This is a genomic window from Fodinisporobacter ferrooxydans (genome assembly GCF_022818495.1).
Classification (GTDB): Bacteria; Bacillota; Bacilli; order Tumebacillales; family MYW30-H2; genus Fodinisporobacter; species Fodinisporobacter ferrooxydans.
In genome coordinates this window covers 747,815-767,515 of record NZ_CP089291.1, presented here as the reverse complement: position 1 = coordinate 767,515, position 19,701 = coordinate 747,815, and the positions used below count along the sequence as shown (strand labels likewise).

At 48.4% G+C, this 19,701-nt stretch carries 14 protein-coding genes; 13 read left to right on the top strand and 1 reads right to left on the bottom strand.

All coding sequences use genetic code 11. From position 1 onward, the window contains the following. Positions 1–104 precede the first annotated feature (104 nt). A complete protein-coding gene (locus LSG31_RS03700) occupies positions 105–494 on the top strand; it encodes a hotdog fold thioesterase (protein WP_347438060.1) in 390 nt (129 codons plus the stop codon). Positions 495–1,054: 560 nt separating this feature from the next. Next, positions 1,055–1,705 carry a TerC family protein gene (locus LSG31_RS03695; RefSeq protein ID WP_347438059.1) on the top strand — a complete coding sequence of 217 codons (651 nt, stop codon included), beginning with the start codon at positions 1,055–1,057 and terminating at the stop codon, positions 1,703–1,705. Here LSG31_RS03695 and LSG31_RS03690 read toward each other — a convergent pair whose 3' ends face one another. Beyond that, positions 1,706–1,939: a DNA alkylation repair protein gene (locus LSG31_RS03690; RefSeq protein ID WP_347438058.1), complete on the bottom strand. Its 234-nt coding sequence runs from the start codon at positions 1,937–1,939 to the stop codon at positions 1,706–1,708. 376 nt (positions 1,940–2,315) lie between these two features. On the opposite strand from LSG31_RS03690, the gene LSG31_RS03685 reads away from it, so the two are divergent. From LSG31_RS03685 to ftsX, 11 genes are all read left to right on the top strand, one after another. Then, the gene (locus LSG31_RS03685) at positions 2,316–3,404 is read left to right on the top strand and encodes a carbamoyl phosphate synthase small subunit (protein ID WP_347438057.1); all 1,089 of its coding nucleotides are present in this window, start codon (positions 2,316–2,318) and stop codon (positions 3,402–3,404) included. After that, a complete protein-coding gene (gene carB / locus LSG31_RS03680) occupies positions 3,394–6,618 on the top strand; it encodes a carbamoyl-phosphate synthase (glutamine-hydrolyzing) large subunit (RefSeq protein ID WP_347439435.1) in 3,225 nt (1,074 codons plus the stop codon). The genes LSG31_RS03685 and carB overlap by 11 nt, the downstream gene beginning before the upstream one ends. Positions 6,619–6,670: 52 nt before the next feature. Further along, positions 6,671–7,630, top strand: coding sequence for an ornithine carbamoyltransferase (gene argF / locus LSG31_RS03675; protein WP_347438056.1), 960 nt, complete (start codon positions 6,671–6,673; stop codon positions 7,628–7,630). A gap of 236 nt (positions 7,631–7,866) precedes the next feature. Then, positions 7,867–9,099, top strand: a complete 1,233-nt coding sequence (locus LSG31_RS03670; RefSeq protein WP_347438055.1) for an argininosuccinate synthase — start codon at positions 7,867–7,869, stop codon at positions 9,097–9,099. 74 nt (positions 9,100–9,173) lie between these two features. Next, a complete protein-coding gene (gene argH / locus LSG31_RS03665) occupies positions 9,174–10,583 on the top strand; it encodes an argininosuccinate lyase (RefSeq protein WP_347438054.1) in 1,410 nt (469 codons plus the stop codon). A 789-nt stretch (positions 10,584–11,372) separates the two neighbouring features. After that, on the top strand, positions 11,373–13,217 hold the full coding sequence (locus LSG31_RS03660; protein WP_347438053.1) for a sigma-54-dependent Fis family transcriptional regulator: 1,845 nt from the start codon (positions 11,373–11,375) through the stop codon (positions 13,215–13,217). Between the two features lie 301 nt (positions 13,218–13,518). Next, complete coding sequence (locus tag LSG31_RS03655) at positions 13,519–14,730, top strand: iron-containing alcohol dehydrogenase (RefSeq protein WP_347438052.1); 1,212 nt, start codon at positions 13,519–13,521, stop codon at positions 14,728–14,730. Between the two features lie 76 nt (positions 14,731–14,806). Further along, the gene (locus LSG31_RS03650; RefSeq protein WP_347438051.1) at positions 14,807–16,267 is read left to right on the top strand and encodes a CoA-acylating methylmalonate-semialdehyde dehydrogenase; all 1,461 of its coding nucleotides are present in this window, start codon (positions 14,807–14,809) and stop codon (positions 16,265–16,267) included. Positions 16,268–16,472: 205 nt separating this feature from the next. Next, positions 16,473–17,843 carry a GntP family permease gene (locus LSG31_RS03645; RefSeq protein ID WP_347438050.1) on the top strand — a complete coding sequence of 457 codons (1,371 nt, stop codon included), beginning with the start codon at positions 16,473–16,475 and terminating at the stop codon, positions 17,841–17,843. Positions 17,844–18,124: 281 nt separating this feature from the next. Further along, complete coding sequence (gene ftsE, locus LSG31_RS03640; protein WP_347438049.1) at positions 18,125–18,811, top strand: cell division ATP-binding protein FtsE; 687 nt, start codon at positions 18,125–18,127, stop codon at positions 18,809–18,811. After that, positions 18,801–19,691 (top strand): permease-like cell division protein FtsX, encoded by an 891-nt coding sequence (gene ftsX, locus LSG31_RS03635; protein WP_347438048.1) that lies wholly within the window; start codon positions 18,801–18,803, stop codon positions 19,689–19,691. Before ftsE ends, ftsX begins: the two co-directional genes overlap by 11 nt. Positions 19,692–19,701 lie beyond the last annotated feature (10 nt).

The following is a 19,701-nucleotide window of genomic DNA, read 5'->3' as shown; positions in this document are numbered from 1 at the left end:
CCGACCACTTGAATCCTTCTTGATTCATTCACGAACATGTAATTTGTCTGTTAGAATGAATATGCAAGTAGCGATAGAAATTCTGTATAAAACGAGGGTGAAAAATGGCGGAATGGAATACAAAAGGAACCATGTTGGAGTTGCTTGGGATTGAGTTGAAAGAAGTCTCACCGGATCGGGTGGTAGGTACGATGCCTGTCGATCATCGCACACATCAGCCGTTCGGACTTTTGCATGGCGGTGCATCTGTTGCTTTGGCGGAAACGGTCGCCAGCATCGGTACATTTGCCAATATTGACTTGGAGAAACAGTATGCTGTGGGCCTGGAAATCAATGCGAATCATCTGCGCAGCAAGCAGGACGGGATCGTAAAGGCGACTGCTGCGCCTTTATTTAAAGGACGGACCACGATGGTCTGGGAAATACGGCTGGAAGATGAGGCGGATAAGTTGATTTGTATTTCCAGGTGTACGGTAGCCATCCGGGACAGATAGGAGGGGTTGCCCGCGGTCGCTTTTATGGCATCTGCAGCAGCCAAGCAGTACAGCGTTCAACAAATGAATAAAAAGCCGGGGACCCGATCCCGGCTTATTGCTGTATCCCAGACCTTATGTGATTGTGTTCATGGTTTCAATCCAATGAATCGTTTTTATTTTGATGCTTGCACAAGGATTAGGCAGGTTGCAGCTTGGGATGTTTGTCAGAACGTCGATCCCTGGTCATTCCGGGTGAACTCCGACGGTAGATTAAACTGCAACAGCGGGGCTCCATCGTGGGATAATAAACCAGATCGCAAACAATACGGCAAATGCGGCGAGAAACCAGATCGGCCATGCAGCGAATGCCGCTGGAAAGAGCCCGAACATAGTATTTTCCTCCTTCTGCCTCATTTTCTATGCCTACTATATATTTACCCAACAGTACTTCATTCTGCTCCTCGTCAAAGACGATTTTTTGAAAAATGGTCGAGTGCCCAGCTGGATTTCTGTGCAATGGACTGATTTTTCAGGAATCAGCATACATATAGTACAAGTTTGTGACAAGGAGTGATCCTGTGGTATCCTGGCTTATCATTTTGGCAAGTATTTTGTTGGTCAACCTGGTTTTATCCGCAGACAATGCCATCGTCATTGCAATGGCGACCATGCGTTTGGAAGAGCGGCAACGGGGAATCGCGATGTGGCTGGGAACGGCGGCATCGATTGTTTTGCGCATTGTCATGACAGGTGCTGCAACCATTCTGTTGCAGTATCCTTATATCCAGGCACTGGGCGGCGCCCTTTTGTTCTATATTGCAATCAAATTATTGATTCATGTGGATGGCGGAAAAGAAGTTCACACAGGAACGACGTTTTTCCGTGCGGTCATATCGATTCTTTTGGCGGATTTGACGATGAGTCTGGACAATGTTTTGGCAGTGGCGGCGCTGGCGCAAGGGCATTTTGTCCTTTTGGTCGTGGGACTGTTTTTGAGCATCGTCTGTATCGTGATGGCGAGTCGCTGGATTGTCAGCTTTATGGATCGGTATATATGGATTACGTATATTGGTGCAGGCGTGCTTGGCTGGACTGCGGGTGCGATGGTCGCCAAAGACAACGGGTTTACGGGACTGTTTCCGCATGCCGGATGGCTTCCGTTGCTGTGCTTTGGCGTGATGTTGATATTGGGAATTATGCGCCAGGTCGGATTTAAATGGAGCAACTGATTATTTCAGTCGCTCCGCGGTTTTTGCAAATACATGTGCCCCGTCTGTTACACCGCATACAGCACATTGAATTCTGCGCATTTCTCCCCGATATGGTTGTTGCAAAGGATCCCCGGCAGATATATATTCCACAAGTTCTCCTGTCTGCGGGTGCAATTTTACGGACACCGGACTCTGCTCCATGATATAAAATCGAGATTTATTTCTGCAACTGGGACAAGCATACGGTTGCATGGAAAACACCTCCAAAAACAGATTTCCCAACTTTCTCTGGTTTTATCCGATCCAAATAAATGCCCCATTTCCTTCGAAACGGGGCGAAGCTGTCGATCCCGGAGGATCATCTATGTGAACCGTACCAGACCTGTGTGTGGCTTGTCGTCTGGTACGGGGATACGCAACTTGGGCCGGTATGTAGGATTAGATGGGAAAGAATTCGTATTTGTTGTATCGTATGCGGACGGTAAACGGTTGGTGAATCGCAGATTGATAAAGTATGAGGAAGAATGCATATTGAAAAATTATTCATATAAATGTATAATCATTCATAAATAATGTATAGATGTGCATCGGTCAATGCAAACCGTGTTGCGCTAAGGAGGGGTGAAGAGTGAAGGGAATGTTGGTACTGGAAAATGGCCTCACTTTTCATGGAACTATTATTGGTGACAAGCAGAACGGGTATGGTGAAGTTGTTTTTAATACAGGCATGACAGGGTATCAAGAGATCCTTACCGATCCATCCTATGCCAATCAAATCGTCGTCATGACATATCCCTTGATCGGGAATTACGGTATAAATGAAAATGATTTTGAATCACACAGGTCATGGGTAGCCGGATTTATTACATCGTCGGCGTGTGATCAACCGTCCCATTTCCAAAGTGAAATGACACTCGATGACTATTTGAAGGAACAAGGAATTGTCGGCCTTGCCAACGTGGATACAAGGGCCGTTGTCAGAGCGATCCGCGAGCAAGGTACGATGCGCGGCTATATCCTGCCGGCACTTGAAACAATGGACGTGTCGGATCTGAAGTTCCCCGAATTGTCGAAATCCGTTGTGAAACATGTCACATGTAAAACGGCGTATCAGGCATCTGTTCGCGGCAGCCATCATGTTGTGCTGATCGATCTCGGCGCCAAACAGAATATCGTGCAGTCGCTGATTCATAAAGGCTGCCGGGTAACCGTCGCGCCGCCGTCGATCGGGCTGAAGGAAATCAGCGAGTTGCGTCCGGATGGGATTATGCTGTCCAATGGACCTGGCAATCCGGAAGATTGCGCGGAGTGGTTGCCGCTGATTCGCGAGTTGGCTGAAGCGTATCCGATCTTTGGCATTTGCCTCGGACATCAATTGTTGGCGTTGGCGTTTGGCGCAAAAACGGAAAAATTGCGCTTTGGCCATCGCGGCAGCAATCATCCGGTGAAAGAATTGGCGACAGGGAAAGTCTGGATCACCTCACAAAACCATGGATTTACCGTTGTCGAACAGTCCTTGCCCGCGTGTTTGCAAGTGACTCATCGCAATGTGAACGACGCATCGGTAGAGGGGTTAAAGCACTCCCGGTTGCCGGTATTTTCGGTTCAGTACCACCCGGAAGCGTGTCCGGGACCGCAAGACTCGGAGTATTTATTTGACCAATTTTTAAGACTGATGGCAGAGCGGAGGGGACAATCACTTGCATATGCTACCTGACGTAAAAAAAATCCTTGTTATCGGCTCTGGTCCCATCATCATCGGGCAAGCGGCAGAATTTGACTATGCGGGCACACAAGCGTGCAAAGCCCTGCGTGAAGAAGGCTATACCGTTGTACTGGTAAACAGCAATCCGGCTACAATCATGACAGACGAAGAGATTGCCGACGTGATTTACATTGAACCGCTTAGCTGTGAAATGGTGGCGAAAATCATTGAAAAAGAGCGGCCGGATGCCTTGTTGGCGACGCTTGGCGGTCAAACGGGCTTGAATCTGGCCGTTCAATTGGATGAAGCGGGCGTGCTTCAAACATACGGCGTAAAACTGCTGGGAACACCTCTGGAATCGATCAAGCAAGCGGAAGATCGGGAACTGTTTAAAGCGATGATGCAGCGTATCCAACAGCCGATTCCGGACAGTGAGATCGTGCATACGGTTGCGGAAGGGTTGGAGTTTGCCGAGAAAATCGGCTATCCATTGATCATTCGCCCGGCCTATACGTTAGGCGGTACAGGCGGCGGAATTGCTGACAATGAACAACAGTTTATCGACATTTTGACAAGAGGATTAAAACAATCCCCAGTCACTCAGGCATTGGTGGAACGCAGCATCAAGGGCTGGAAAGAAATCGAATATGAGGTCATGCGGGATCATAACGATACGTGCATTACCGTTTGCAATATGGAAAATATCGATCCGGTCGGTGTGCATACGGGTGACAGCATTGTTGTCGCACCTTCCCAGACGCTTACGGATCGGGAGTATCAGATGCTAAGGACAGCCGCATTGACGATTATACGAACATTGAAAATTGAAGGCGGCTGTAACGTACAGTTTGCTTTGCATCCGACAAGTGAAGAGTACTGTGTGATCGAGGTCAACCCTCGCGTCAGCCGGTCAAGCGCGCTGGCATCCAAAGCGACCGGCTATCCGATTGCCAAAATTGCCGCCAAAATCGCCGTCGGACTGCGGCTCGATGAGATTTTAAATCCAGTGACCAAAACCACATACGCAAGTTTTGAGCCGACATTGGATTATGTCGTGGTAAAAGTTCCGCGCTGGCCCTTTGACAAGTTCCCGCATGCCGATCGCCATCTCGGAACGCAGATGAAGGCAACCGGTGAAGTCATGGCGCTGGAGCGGACATTTGAAGCGGCATTGCAAAAAGCGGTCCGTTCATTGGAAATTGGCATGCACAGTTTATTTCACAAGCGGTTTGCGGAAATGGACATGGGTGAGTTGACGAAAGCAGTCAAAAGCAATCCGGATGACCGCCGCTTGTTTTATGTGTATGAAGCGCTGCGCCGCGGAATACAGGTGGAAGACATCCATCAGTGGACGGAAATCGACCGTTTCTTTTTGAATAAACTCAAGCTGCTCGTCGAGTTTGAACATGAGTTGCAGCAGCTTGCCCATAAAATCGATGCACAAACGGCGCTCTCAAGCCAACTGCCGAATGGTGAACAGTCCTATTTGCAGCAGGCCAAAGAACTGGGATTCAGCGATCAGCGAATTGCCGAATTGACTGGCGTTACGGCAGAGCATGTGCGTCAATGGCGATTGGAGCAAGGGATTGTACCGTCTTACACGTTGGTGGATACATGTGCTGCCGAGTTTCAATCGGAGACTCCCTACTTTTTTTCGACGTATCGGGGAACGAATGAAGCAATCAGCCATACGGACAAACCGCGGGCGCTTGTGCTCGGTTCCGGTCCGATCCGCATCGGGCAGGGAATTGAGTTTGACTATTGCAGCGTTCATGCGGTTTGGGCGTTGCGGGCAGCCGGGTATGAAACGATCATCATGAACAACAATCCGGAAACGGTATCCACCGATTTTGATACAGCGGATCGATTGTATTTTGAACCGTTAACCGTTGAAGACGTTTTGCATGTCATTGAACAGGAACGTGTGGAAATTGTATTTGTACAGTTTGGCGGCCAGACAGCGATCAATCTCGCCGGCAAGTTGGCGGAATGCGGCGTGTCCATTGCCGGCAGCAGTGTGAACGCCATCGATTTGGCGGAAGACCGGGATCGCTTCCGGCAGTTGCTGGATCAATTGCAGATTCCCCAAAGCGCCGGCGGTACGGCGACAAGCGTAGACGGGGCAAAAGAAGTAGCCAAACGCATCGGCTATCCGCTGGTCGTGCGCCCTTCCTATGTCATCGGCGGCCGGGCGATGGCGATCGTCTACCAGGAAGAAGAGCTGGAATTATACATGCAGCAAGCGGTAGATCAATATGCGTCACATCCGATTCTTCTGGATCGGTATCTGCCGGGCAAAGAAGTCGAAGTCGATGCGATTGCAGATGGACAGGACGTTTTGATACCGGGGATTTTTGAACATGTGGAACGGGCCGGCGTTCATTCCGGCGACAGCATGGCTCTCTATCCGCCGCAAACATTGACAGCAGCGGAAATTCAAACAATTGTCGCGTATACGCAGCAAATTACGCGCGCATTGCCGGTAGTGGGACTCGTGAATATTCAATTTGTCATTCATGACGGGAAGATTTATGTGATTGAAGTCAATCCGCGAGCGTCCCGGACTGTGCCGATTTTAAGCAAGGTGACAGGCGTGCCGATGGTAGATTTGGCGATTCAGGTACAATTGGGCAAGAAATTGCCGGAGACTTCATTTGGTACCGGATTGTATCCGCCGATTGCCCATGTTGTTGTGAAGACACCTGTTTTTTCATTCGGGAAAATTACGCAACTGGATACGTTTTTGGGACCTGAAATGAAATCGACGGGGGAAGTGTTGGGAGTAGCCCCCGACTTGGCAGAAGCGTTGGCAAAGTCCTTGAGTGGAGCCGGCTTTCAACTGCAGAATCAGGGATATGTATTGTGTTCGATTGCCGATCGGCAAAAGCCGGATATATTGCCGATCGCACAGCGATTGCTGGAACGCGGCTATGCAATCGCGGCGACACCGTCGACCGCACAATTTTTAGAGCAGAACGGAATACCTGCACTTGCCATTGAACGGACAAAAGATGCAGTCGAGACATTTATGAAAAGCGGACAGGTGGCATGTGTGATCAATATACCGACGCGGGGGCAGGAACGGGATCGCCTCGGGTTTGCGATTCGCCGTTTCACAGTCGAGATGCGCATTCCTTGTTTGACATCGCTGGACACGGCAGAAGCGTTAATCGATGTGCTGGATCAGTTTGAACGCATGCGTCCGATGCCACTTGTTGCAAGGTAAGTGTTTGATAAAAGAAACGATACTTTTCAAAATGACGGGAGTGTGAACGGAGATGGCTATGCCACAACAATATGTACAAGAGGCAACATTGGCGGGAAAAGATTTTATCGATTTTGCCGACTTTACTCCAGAAGAGGTATATCATTTGCTGGATCTTGCAGCAAGCATCAAATACAAACAAAAACAGGGAGACGTGTATCAGCCGTTAAAAGGCAAGACACTTGGAATGATTTTTGAAAAAGCTTCGACAAGAACTCGTGTCTCCTTTGAAGTCGGGATGTTTCAATTGGGCGGCCATGCGCTGTTTTTATCCGGGCACGATACGCAAATTGGCAGAGGCGAACCGTTGCCGGATACTGCGCAAGTTCTTTCCCGGTACGTAGATGGGATCATGATTCGTACATTTTCCCATCAAAATGTGATTGATTTGGCAAAATACGCGACGGTGCCTGTGATCAACGCATTGACAGATTTGCATCATCCCTGTCAGGTGCTTGCGGACATCCTTACGTTGAAAGAACATCATGGAAGCATTCGGGGGAAAAAAGTCGCGTATGTAGGCGACGGGAATAATATGGCTCATTCCTGGCTGGTTGCAGCGCCTTTGTTTGGTATGGATATCTCTGTCGCAAGTCCAAAAGGGTATCTGGTGAATGAGGAAGTATTGCATCAAGCGCTCGTCTTGGCGGAGAAATACGGAACGAAGGTACTGGTAACAGAGGATCCGGCCGAAGCGGTAGCCGGTGCACATGTGGTCTATACGGATGTTTGGGCGAGCATGGGGCAGGAAGCGGAACAAGCAGAACGGCTGCAGGCATTTGCCGGTTACCAAGTCAATGAAGAACTGTGCAAACATGCGGCTGCCGATTACTTGTTTATGCATTGTTTGCCGGCACACCGCGGGGAAGAAGTGTCCGCCGGCATTATTGACGGTCCGCATTCCGTCATTTTTGACGAAGCTGAGAATCGTTTGCATGTACAAAAGGCGATTTTGGTAGCGACGATGGCATAGTGGATTCGGGTTTTGGCATGTATAGGACCATCTGAGGCTTCGCCGAAACGCTTGGCGAAGCCGAGTTTTTGGTTTTCCTTTTTCATATTTTTCATTGTCAGGGTGGTTAATTTTAGCTGTAAGATGTAACATAAGAAAGAACAAAAATAAAAAATTAGACATGGAAGATTGCTCATCACAGCAACGATTGCGGTTGTACGGCAGCAGGGGATGGAGCAAGAAGGAGCGATACATACATGGCAAAGCAGAAAATTGTATTGGCATATTCCGGCGGATTGGATACATCCGTTATTTTGACATGGTTGAAAGAAACGTATGATGCGGAAATTATAACGTTTACAGCAGATATCGGGCAAAAAGAAGAGCTTGACGGCCTTGAGGAAAAAGCGTTGCAAACAGGTGCAAGCAAAGTGTACATTGATGATTTGCGGGCAGAATTCGCGCAAGACTTTATTTACCCGATGTTCCAGGCAGGCGCCCTTTATGAAGGACAATACTTGCTCGGAACGAGCATTGCACGCCCTTTGATCGCCAAACGGATGGTGGAAATCGCGAAGTTGGAAGGAGCGACTGCCATCGCACATGGCGCTACCGGCAAGGGGAATGATCAGGTGCGCTTTGAACTGACGGCAGCCGCGTTGGCGCCGGACTTGGAAGTGATCGCGCCATGGCGCATTGAAGAGTTCCGGGAACAGTTTCCGGGCCGCGCAGAAATGATCGCATATGCAGAAAAGCATGGGATTCAAGTGCAGGCAACCGCATCCAAGCCGTACTCCATGGACCGTAATCTATTGCATATCAGCTTTGAGAGCGGGATTTTGGAAGATCCTTGGTTTGACGCCAGCAGTGAAGAAAACAAGGACATGTTTGTATTGAGCGTATCTCCGGAAGATGCGCCGGACCAACCGGAATATCTGGAACTGAATTTTGAGCAGGGAAACTGCGTCGGATTAAATGGCGAATCCATGACGCCGCTGCAGGTCATGGACAAATTGAATGAGTTGGGCGGCAAGCACGGGATCGGTCGTGTGGATATGGTAGAGAACCGCTTTGTCGGCATGAAAAGCCGCGGTGTGTATGAAACACCGGGCGGCACGATTCTGTTCGCCGCACACCGCCGCATGGAATCGTTGACGATGGACCGTGAAGTGATGCAGTTGCGGGATTCCCTCATTTCCAAGTACAGTACACTTGTATACAATGGATTTTGGTTTGCGCCGGAACGCTTGGCATTGCAGGCGCTTGTCACAGAGAGCCAGAAAAATGTCACAGGTACGGTTCGCGTAAAGCTCTACAAAGGGAATGTCATTGCGGCAGGCGTGAAAAGTCCTGTCAGTCTGTACAATCCGAACATCGCAACGATGGAAGCAGATCCCACGCAAGCATACAACCAATCCGATGCCACCGGGTTTATCCGCTTAAATGCATTGCGCCTGAAAGTGGCGACTGGGGTCGGGCAAAATTCATAGGAATGAAGTTCCTCGATCCCGTTTGCGGGAATGGGGATGTGTGAAGGCAGGATAAAGAGAGGAAGGTATCCATAGTGTCGAAATTATGGGGCGGTCGGTTTACCAAGCCGACCGATCAACTCGTTGAAGAATATACAGCATCCATAGGGTTTGACCAGCGCTTGGCGGAAGACGATTTGCGCGGCAGTATCGCACATGTGAAAATGCTGGGCGCTTGCGGCATTCTACCACTGGAAGATGTGGAGAAAATTGTCGCCGGCCTGCAGTTGCTGCAGCAAAAGTTGGCGGAAGGCCAATTGACTTTTGATGTGGCGCATGAAGATGTACATATGAATATGGAAAAGCATTTGCTGGATCTGATCGGGCCCGTCGGCGGGAAATTGCATACCGGCCGCAGCCGCAACGACCAGGTTGCCCTCGATATGCATTTGTATTTGCGCCGTCAAGTAAAAGAAATCATCCGCTTGCTGGCAGTGCTGCAGGACGCATGCCTGTCGATGGCGAAGAGCCATATCGATGTGATCATACCTGGCTATACGCATTTGCAAAGGGCGCAACCGGTACTTTTCAGCCATCACATGATGGCATACTTCTGGATGTTCGGCAGAGATGTGGAGCGGCTGCAGGATCTTGTCAAGCGCATTGATATTCTGCCGCTTGGAGCAGGCGCGTTGGCAGGAACGACGTTCCCGATCGATCGCACACGTGTTGCAAAGGAACTGGGATTTGCGAGAATCTATGAAAACAGCATGGATGCAGTCAGCGATCGGGATTTTATCCTGGAATTTTTGGCGAATGCTGCGATTCTGATGATGCACATGTCCCGCATGTGTGAAGAATTGGTCATGTGGTGTTCGACAGAGTTCGGATTTGTCGAATTGGACGATGCCTATTGTACAGGCTCAAGCATTATGCCGCAGAAAAAGAATCCGGATGTGGCGGAGCTTGTGCGCGGCAAGACGGGTCGCGTATACGGCAATTTGCTTGGACTGTTGACTGTGTTAAAATCGCTGCCGCTGGCGTATAACAAGGATTTGCAAGAAGATAAAGAGGGCATGTTCGATACGGTGGATACGCTGCAGGGAGCGTTGCAGCTAATGGCGGGCATGATTGGCACCATGACGGTTCGCAAAGAGCGCCTGCAGACAGTAGTCAAACAGGATTTCTCCAATGCGACCGATTTGGCAGATTATCTTGTGCGCAAAGGACTGCCATTCCGACAGGCGCATGAGGTGATCGGCAAGCTGGTATTGTATTGCATCCAAAACGGCAAATTCCTGGCTGACTTGGCGTTGGATGAATATAAACAATTGTCACCGTTATTTGATGCGGACTGCATGGATGTCATCAATATTCGCACAGTTGTCGATGCGCGTAATGTGCTCGGCGGTACGGCGACGCCGCAAGTGTTGGCAGCGATCGAGAAAGCGGCAGTTTTATTGAAGCAAACCAACGAATGGATTGAGGAACAACGAGAAATGTAAGGAGTAGTGGCAACAGATCTCACATACGATGTTCATGTGGCGCGGGGATAACCCGCGCTTTTTTCTTGATCGCCAAATGCCCGCACACCTGCCTAAATTCATGAAAACTGGGCGCATGTACTTGTCATTTTGCCCGCTTCCCGCATTGTATATATCGAGCCTGACACGAAGGGAGGAATGAAGATGGTGTTTGGTGCATTTACGCAATGGGCCGTCGTATTCCTGGTGATCTTCGTCCTGTTTGTATTACTGATACCTCCACAAGCTCCGTCTACCGCCTAAGCCATGAGAATCAGGCCACAGACAAAAAAGAAAAAATTTTCAAGGAGTGATCTTGCATGTATGGAATTTTTGGCGGCTATACACGCTGGGCTGTTGTATTCTTGATCATCTTTGTATTATTCTTCCTGCTTGTTCCTGTTTACGGTGGAGCAGCAACAACAGCGCCTGTTTGCTAATGAACCTATAGATTATAAAAAACCACCGGGCTGCAATTGGCCTGGTGGTTTTTTCGCACGTTTTTTCTATTTAAGCTCGCTAATATATTGTCGCCAATCCTTCACCTTCTTTAAAATATTTCCATTCCTTCTCTATTTGTATTGCATTATAATTTAATTCGTAAATTCTCATTTATAAAACAATATGGTGAGGTTCAAAAAATGCTGCGTATCACTTCTTGCGTTATATTCGTCCTGATGGGGTAATAGAATGGGTTGGTAAAAAACCCGAACGATTGATTTCAGAGAATACATAACCATTCAAATTTAGAAACGGGATAGGGGGAACTGTATGTCTGAGCACTTGATCAAGCAAACCGAAACCGTGGATCAAAAAATCCTGAATCAAGAGACGGTCAAAAATTGGATGACCAAGCATCCTTTCACGGTTCGCCCGGAAGATACACTGGCGCATGCATTGAAATTATTATCGGACCATCACATCGATGGACTGCCGGTCATTGATGGACAACGTCGCGTGATTGGGCTGCTTACCAAGTCGCATATTATGAAATGCTATCTGAATCAGACTCGTCTGGAAACACAGATCAGTACAGTCATGAGCCAATCGGTCGTTACGATTTATCAGGGCCAGACACTGACGGAAGCGTATGAGATACCGGTTGGCCGTTTGCCTGTGGTCGATGAACATGGCATGCTGGTGGGAATTTTGACCCGAACGGATATTCTGCAAGTGTATTCCCGGTATCTGCACCGCATGAAGGAATCCGAATATACGGCAGAGGCTCTTTCCGCCGTACTGGAAAGCGCTTACGAAGGCATCGTGGTTTGTGATGCGGATGGTGTCATTTGTGAATTCAATCAGGCGTATTGCAGCTTTTTGGGAAAAAGCAGAGATAATGTGTTAGGGAAGCATGTCACGGAAATTATTGAAAATACCAGACTGCATATCGTCGCCAAGACAGGTGTCCCGGAACGCGGATTTATTCAACGGATACAGGGGCAAGACATGGTGGTGCACCGGATTCCCGTGTGGAAGGAAGGGACGATTATTGGCGCCATCGGAATGTTGATATTCGAGGGCGTTACGGAGCTGTACAAAATTCTTGAACGGATGCAGCATTTATCCAGACAAGTGAGCGAAAAACAACTTATGCCCGATTCGAAATCTTTTCATGCAACAAATAAACAGTCAACATTTGAACAAATTATTGGCAACAGCCAAGAGATATCGGATGTGAAACGGATTGCACGCAAAGCTGCCGGTACGCCGGCAACTGTTTTAATTACAGGCGAAAGCGGAACAGGGAAGGAAATGTTTGCAAAAGCGATTCATTATGCAAGTGCATACGCAGAAGGGCCCTTTATCAGCATGAATTGTGCAGCCATTCCGGAGCAATTGCTTGAGGCGGAGTTATTCGGCTATGAAGATGGTGCTTTTACCGGTGCGAGAAAAGGCGGGAAACCTGGAAAATTCGAGTTGGCCGACAAAGGCACATTGTTTCTTGATGAAATTGGCGATATGCCATTAACGATGCAATCAAAAATTTTGCGAGTCTTGCAAGAACGAGAAGTTGAAAGGGTGGGGGGCATTACCAAGCAGCGCGTGGATGTGCGAATCATCGCAGCTACCAATCGCAACCTGGAGGAAATGGTCAAGACAGGTTCTTTCCGTGAAGATCTATTCTATCGCTTGAATATTATTCGGCTGAATATACCGGCACTCCGCGATCGAAAGCCGGATATACCGATGCTGCTCTCCTTTCATTTGGAATCGACTTGCAAAACATACGGATTGCAGCGAAAAACGTTCACACAAGAAACGATTTCCATGATGATGGAATATGAATGGCCGGGAAATGTTCGTGAACTGATCAATACGGTAGAAATGCTTGTGACTCTGGTGGAAGGCCAATATATTTTTCCACATGACTTGCCTTCTCACTTTTGGTCAAAAAAGCAACATGTATCCGATGGCGAACCAGTTTTTCATTTGCCGTCAGATGTCGGGCATGTACGATTGGATCAAGTGAAGTCAAGCGTGATAAGGCGAGAAAGGGATGTCATTCTGCAGATCCTTGCGGAAGTGAAATGGAACAAAGCGGCTGCTGCCAGAGCATTGGGCATCCATCGCTCTACATTGTATGAGAAACTGAAAAAATACGGGATTACGTAAAGCTCGGACTGGTCATGTGATGTGATGTGATGTGATGTGATGTGATGTGATGTGATGTGATGTGATGTGATGTGATGTGATGTGATGTGATGTGATGTGATGTGATGTGATGTGATGTGAAAATCAGACATGATTCAGACATATTGTCGGATTATGTCTGGTTTATCAGACATATATTTAATCGCAAAACTTACGGAATCAAGGGATTCCATGCTGAATCGGTACTCCACTGCGAGCTGGCACAGGACTTGCATAAGAAATTACATGTAGAAACTATATGAATTTCAAAGGAGGTTTTGGAATGAAAACGTTTGCTGAATTTCGTGTGCCGCAAACTGTGTTTTACGGTCGGGACTCGTTTTCGAAAGTAGGGGAGCAAGCAGCCCGTTTGGGGAATAAAGTGCTGCTGATCAGTGACCGGATCATGGAGAAAATAGGGAACATCGAGCGCTGCCAACATTTTTTGAAGGAAGCCGGCATCCCATATGCTCTGTACCTGGATGTAAATTCGGAGCCGACAGATGTACATGTAGCCGAATCTCTTGCGGTATTCCAGCAGGAACAGTGTGACGTGATTGTGGCGGTAGGCGGCGGAAGCTGCATCGATGCTGCCAAAGCTGTGGCTGTTTTGGCGACAAATGGCGGCTATATTGGCGATTATATGGGCGGCAAGACACCGATCAAAAAAACTCCTGTTCCGTTGGTTGCCGTGCCGACGACAGCAGGTACGGGATCGGAAGCGACCAATGTAACCGTGATTACGAATACGGCAGAAGATATCAAAATGATGATCAAACATCCGGCATTCACTGCTGCTGTAGCTATCGTTGATCCCATTTTGACCATTTCGTCACCGGCGCATGTGACAGCAGCCACCGGCGTCGATGCACTCTGTCATGCCGTCGAGGCGTATATCTCGCGACTCGCCCAGCCGCTGACAGATACGTTGGCACTTTCAGCGATTGAGGCGATTGGCAAAAATCTCCGAACTGCCTATCAAAATGGCGCAGACATCGACGCAAGAGAACAGATGGCGCTTGCTTCCATGCAGGCGGGAATGGCGTTTTCAAATGCGTCAGTCTGTCTGGTGCACGGGATGTCGCGGCCCATCGGCGCTGTCTTTCATGTGCCCCACGGAGTCTCCAATGCGATGCTGCTGCCGGCTGTCCTGGAGTTTACGAAAGAATCCTGCAAAGAACAGCTTGCTGTCATTGGGAAATTGCTACGACCGGATGTGGCGGGGGGTTCGACAGATGAATTGGCAGATGTAACGATTATGGAGATTAAGCAGCTGTGCCGGGATTTAAACATACCGAACATGAAAACATGGGGCATCGATCAAAAAATATTTGCACAAGCTGTTTCGAAGATGGCGACAGATGCAATCGCCAGCGGAAGTCCGGGAAACAATCCGCGCGTGCCTTCACATGAGGAGATTGTGCAGCTCTATCATATTTGTTATGACTACGATTTCAGCCAAAACAATACGGAATCTGCCATTTTGAACGGATAGGATCGGAAATCGAAATTGAAACAAAATTTAAACGGAAAATGGGAATAAATTCAAATGGATTGAAGGGGGAATTTTTATGACAGCTACGACATCAACGCAAACACTGAAAAACTTTATCGGAGGACAATGGGTTCCTGCGTCGTCAAATCGGGAAGAAGTCGTACCGAATCCCGCTACAGGTGAACCGATCGCAATGGTGCCGATTTCCGCAAAAGAAGATTTGGATCTTGCGGTAGCAGCTGCCAGAAAAGCGTTCAAAACCTGGAGCAAAACGCCGGTGCCGCGGCGTGGGCGCATTCTATTTAAATATCAACAACTGTTGGTCGAACACTGGGAAGAGTTGGCGCGCCTGATTACTCTGGAGAATGGCAAAAATTACGATGAAGCATATGGAGAAGTGCAGCGGGGAATCGAATGTGTAGAATTTGCGGCAGGCGCACCGACATTGATGATGGGCACGCAACTTCCCGATATCGCGACAGGCATCGAGTCCGGCATGTACCGCTATCCGATCGGCGTCGTAGGCGGCATCACTCCGTTCAATTTTCCGATGATGGTACCTTGCTGGATGTTCCCGTTGGCGATTGCATGCGGCAATACGTTTGTATTGAAGCCGTCGGAGCGGACGCCGATTTTGGCCAATCGTCTGGCTGAACTGTTTACGGAAGCGGGATTGCCGGATGGAGTATTCAATATCGTGCACGGGGCTCACGATGTGGTGAACGGCATTTTGGAACATGTGGATATCGCAGGCGTTTCCTTTGTCGGTTCCCAACCGGTTGCCGAATATGTGTATAAGACAGCAGCAGCACATGGAAAACGCGTACAGGCTCTTGCCGGTGCAAAAAACCATACGATCGTAATGCCGGATGCGGATCTCGATCTCGCCGTTTCCAATATCATGGGTGCGGCATATGGTTCTGCAGGCGAGCGCTGCATGGCGTGCTCTGTCGTGGTGGCAGTAGGGGATATCGCAGATGCGTTGGTCGAACGGCTGGTGCAAGCGGCAGACGGGCTTACAATCGGCAACGGTCTGGAGAAAGATGTATTCTTGGGGCCGGTCATTCGGGAATCCAACAAGGAACGTACGCTGAAGTATATCGATATCGGCGAAAATGAAGGAGCGCTTCTGGTGCGTGACGGAAGAAAAGACGCTGCAACGTCCGGTGCAGGGTACTTTGTCGGCCCAACCATCTTTGACAGCGTCAAACCGGGTATGAAAATTTGGCAAGATGAAATTTTTGCTCCGGTACTTTCCGTCGTGCGTGCGAAAGATCTTGATGAAGCCATTGAAATTGCCAATCAGTCTGAATTTGCGAACGGCGCCTGCCTGTTTACGGATAGTGCAAAAGCGATTCGCCAATTCCGCGAAGAAATCGATGCAGGAATGCTTGGTGTGAATCTGGGAGTTCCGGCTCCGATGGCGTTTTTCCCATTCTCGGGTTGGAAAAAATCCTTTTATGGCGATCTTCACGTAAATGGACGCGACGGAATTGAATTTTATACGCGCAGAAAAATGCTGACAGCAAGATATTAAAGCACATCCTGCTTTAAGAAGATGTTCAAAAAGTAGTCAAAACTCCACGGCGGATTGCTTTGCCGAATCCCAAAAAGCCTTACTCATGTACCAAACACGTACACTCCGTCGGCTTTTCGTGCTTCGACTTCGCACTCCTTGTGTCTTACTTGACCACTTTTTGAACACGCACTTTAAATAAATTTTCCTTCAAGGGGGTAGTGTTATGCAGATTTTGTTATTGGTCATCGGTCTGGGATTGTTGGTCTGGATGACGATGAGGGGCATCAATATCATTATTGCAGCGATTATATCCACGTCATTTGTTGCTTTGGTGTCAGGTGAAAACCTGGCCAAAGCACTTACAGACACGTATATGAAAGGGTTTACGGGATTTTTTGCTTCTTGGTTTATCTTGTTTCTCCTCGGTGCGATTTTCGGAAAAGTCATGGAGGACACCGGCGCTGCTGACGGCATTGCCACATGGATCATGAAAGTGCTAGGGCCAAAAGGAGCCGTCATGGCAACCGTTTTGGCATGTGCCATCTTGACATATGGCGGCGTATCGCTGTTTATCGTCGGATTCTCTGTATATCCTCTGGCTGTGTCGCTGTTTCGGGGCGCCAATCTGCCGCGTCGATTCATTCCGGCCGCGTTGGTATTCGGATCGATCTCTTTTACCATGACAATGCCGGGGTCGCCGGAGATCCAGAACTTGATCCCGACCAAGTATTTTCATACTACGCCTTGGGCTGGCTCGTGGATCGGCATACTGATTGCGTTGGCGATTTTTGCCGTCGGATCCCTTTATCTTCTGCGTGCCATCAATAAGGCTGTAGCGGCAGGGGAACATTTTGAAGATCGCGTGACAGACGCCCACATGATCGAAGCGGCACAATTGGAAATGGCTGCAGCATCCGCAACTGTTACAGCAGCCGCCGGACCATCCGCGCCATATGGAAATGTGGCGGAGAAACGCCTGCCGAATGTACTTGTTGCAATTATTCCGTTGATTGTCGTCGTCGTCGTATTGGCTGTATTATCGCAACACATGGATTCGACGTCAGCAGCCATGTATTCGATGAGTGCAGGCATCATATCTGCGTGGATTCTCATGTTTAATCATGTGAAGCGCTTCTGGAAAGCTCTCGCCGACGGTGCCCAGGAAGCGATCGTCGCCACATCCAATACGTGCGCGGTCGTCGGATTCGGGTCTGTGGCAGCGACAACGGAAGGATTTAAACAAGTGGTGACAGCAGTCACACATATTCCGGGACCTCCGCTTTTGGGACTCGGTCTTGCCATTACACTGATCTGCGGCCTGACGGGATCCGCTTCCGGCGGTCTTGGCATCGCATTGCCGATTCTCGCGCCTATTTATACCAAAATGGGGCTGGATCCTGGTGCGATGCATCGGATTTCCGCACTTGCTTCCGGAGGATTGGATGCGCTTCCACACAATGGATATATCGTAACGACCATTCGCGCCATTTGCGGCGAGACGCACAAGAAGGCATATGGCCCGGTAGCCATGGTCAGTTTGGTCATAACGACAGTTGCCATGTTTGCAGCGATTGCGTTGTTCTCGATATTTTAAGTTGTCCTGAAACTGCCGCGAAAGCCGCATCGCGCCGGGGGCGCGCATGAGTACTCATACTGCCCCGAAAGCATGAATTTGACCAAAAACATGAATTTGAAAAGAGACTTCGCCAAAGAGGTCTCTTTTTTCATGAAGTGATTTCCTTTCACTTTTATGAAGCAATTCCCTTTTTTTTCAATACAATGAAAAAATCGAATCATACAGGAAACCGTCTATTTGTGTCGAATAAAATTACGATATGTATTGTATTCGACACTATTTTTATGGGAGAAACGTCAATGATTGAAATGCAAGATGTGTGGAAGAAATATCCGAATGGCACGAATGCATTGCAAGGCGTGAGTGTCCAGATCAATAAAGGGGAATTTGTGTATGTCGTCGGTCCGAGCGGCGCTGGCAAATCGACCTTTATTAAGCTGATGTATCGTGAAGAGCGCCCGTCCAAGGGACAAATTTTTGTGAATGGATTTAATATTGAACGCCTTCGGGAAAGCAAAATACCGATTATGCGCCGGCAAATCGGAGTTGTGTTTCAGGATTATAAATTGTTGACAAAATTGAATGCTTACGAAAATGTGGCATTTGCGATGGAAGTCATTGAAGCACCGCGTAAAGTAATCGTACGACGTGTCAAAGAAGCGTTGGAGCTGGTCGGTCTTGCAGATAAATGGAACAAATTGCCGACCCAATTATCCGGTGGAGAGCAGCAGCGGGTCGCTGTTGCACGCGCTCTTGTCAATAAGCCGACTGTCATTATTGCAGACGAGCCAACAGGCAATCTAGACCCGGAAACATCTTGGGGCATTATGCGTCTTTTTGAGGAAATCAACAACCGTGGGACTACGATTGTCATGGCCACACATAACAGAGAAATTGTCAATACGATGAAAAAACGTGTACTAGCAATCGAGAATGGTCAGATCGTGCGGGATGAACAACGGGGTGTTTACGGCTATGAAGATTAGAACAATAGGGCGGCATGTTCGGGAAGGATTAAAAAGCCTTGGCCGCAATGGATGGATGTCTTTTGCATCAATCAGTGCCATGACTGTAACGCTATTGATATTAGGTGTATTTTTGGTATTGGCGATTAATGTGAATCATATTTCAAATTCCATTGAAAGCCAGGTGGAAGTTGATGTCATGGTCAAAAATGATGTCACCGGACAAGCGCTGAGCGATTTGCAAACGACTATTCAAGGATTTCCGCATGTACAATCGGTCAGTTTTATATCGAAAGAACAGGGGCTGCAAATTTTGCGGCAGAGACTGGGGCAAAATGCGGATTTGTTAAATGGACTGGATTCACAAAATCCATTGCCGAACAAATTCATCGTAAAAGCAGATAATGCAAGCTACTCCGATGGGATTGCCGCTGACATTCAAAAACTGCCCCAGGTCGATAAAGTGATCTACGGTAAAGAAACAGTTGATAAGTTGTTGACATTTACGAAAATTGTTCGAAATGTCGGTCTTGCATTTGTGATCGGGCTCATGCTTACGGCGATGTTCCTGATATCCAATACAATCAAAATCACCATTTTTGCCAGACGCCGGGAAATTGAAATCATGAAATTGGTTGGTGCTACGAATGGATTTATACGCTGGCCGTTTTTTGTCGAAGGTGTCATGATCGGAGTATTTGGCGCACTGATTCCAGGCGCTTTGATCAGTATCGGATATACGTATTTGGTGCGGCATGTCAATGCAGATTACCTGGCCATCTTTAACTTGCTTCCGGCCAATCCGCTTGTTACGCAAGTTTTGGGAGTTTTGATCGTTATCGGGATTGTAGTCGGCATGTGGGGCAGCATTTTATCTGTCCGCCGTTTTTTAAAAGTCTAGCGGTGTGTCA

Coding starts and splice junctions, on each gene's coding strand:
- carB (WP_347439435.1), top strand. CDS start 3,394: ATGCTACCTGACGTAAAAAAAATCCTTGTTATCGGCTCTGGTCCCATC.
- LSG31_RS03660 (WP_347438053.1), top strand. CDS start 11,373: ATGTCTGAGCACTTGATCAAGCAAACCGAAACCGTGGATCAAAAAATC.
- ftsE (WP_347438049.1), top strand. CDS start 18,125: ATGATTGAAATGCAAGATGTGTGGAAGAAATATCCGAATGGCACGAAT.
- LSG31_RS03700 (WP_347438060.1), top strand. CDS start 105: ATGGCGGAATGGAATACAAAAGGAACCATGTTGGAGTTGCTTGGGATT.
- LSG31_RS03690 (WP_347438058.1), bottom strand. CDS start 1,939: ATGCAACCGTATGCTTGTCCCAGTTGCAGAAATAAATCTCGATTTTAT.
- LSG31_RS03655 (WP_347438052.1), top strand. CDS start 13,519: ATGAAAACGTTTGCTGAATTTCGTGTGCCGCAAACTGTGTTTTACGGT.
- LSG31_RS03650 (WP_347438051.1), top strand. CDS start 14,807: ATGACAGCTACGACATCAACGCAAACACTGAAAAACTTTATCGGAGGA.
- LSG31_RS03645 (WP_347438050.1), top strand. CDS start 16,473: ATGCAGATTTTGTTATTGGTCATCGGTCTGGGATTGTTGGTCTGGATG.
- ftsX (WP_347438048.1), top strand. CDS start 18,801: ATGAAGATTAGAACAATAGGGCGGCATGTTCGGGAAGGATTAAAAAGC.
- LSG31_RS03670 (WP_347438055.1), top strand. CDS start 7,867: ATGGCAAAGCAGAAAATTGTATTGGCATATTCCGGCGGATTGGATACA.
- argF (WP_347438056.1), top strand. CDS start 6,671: ATGGCTATGCCACAACAATATGTACAAGAGGCAACATTGGCGGGAAAA.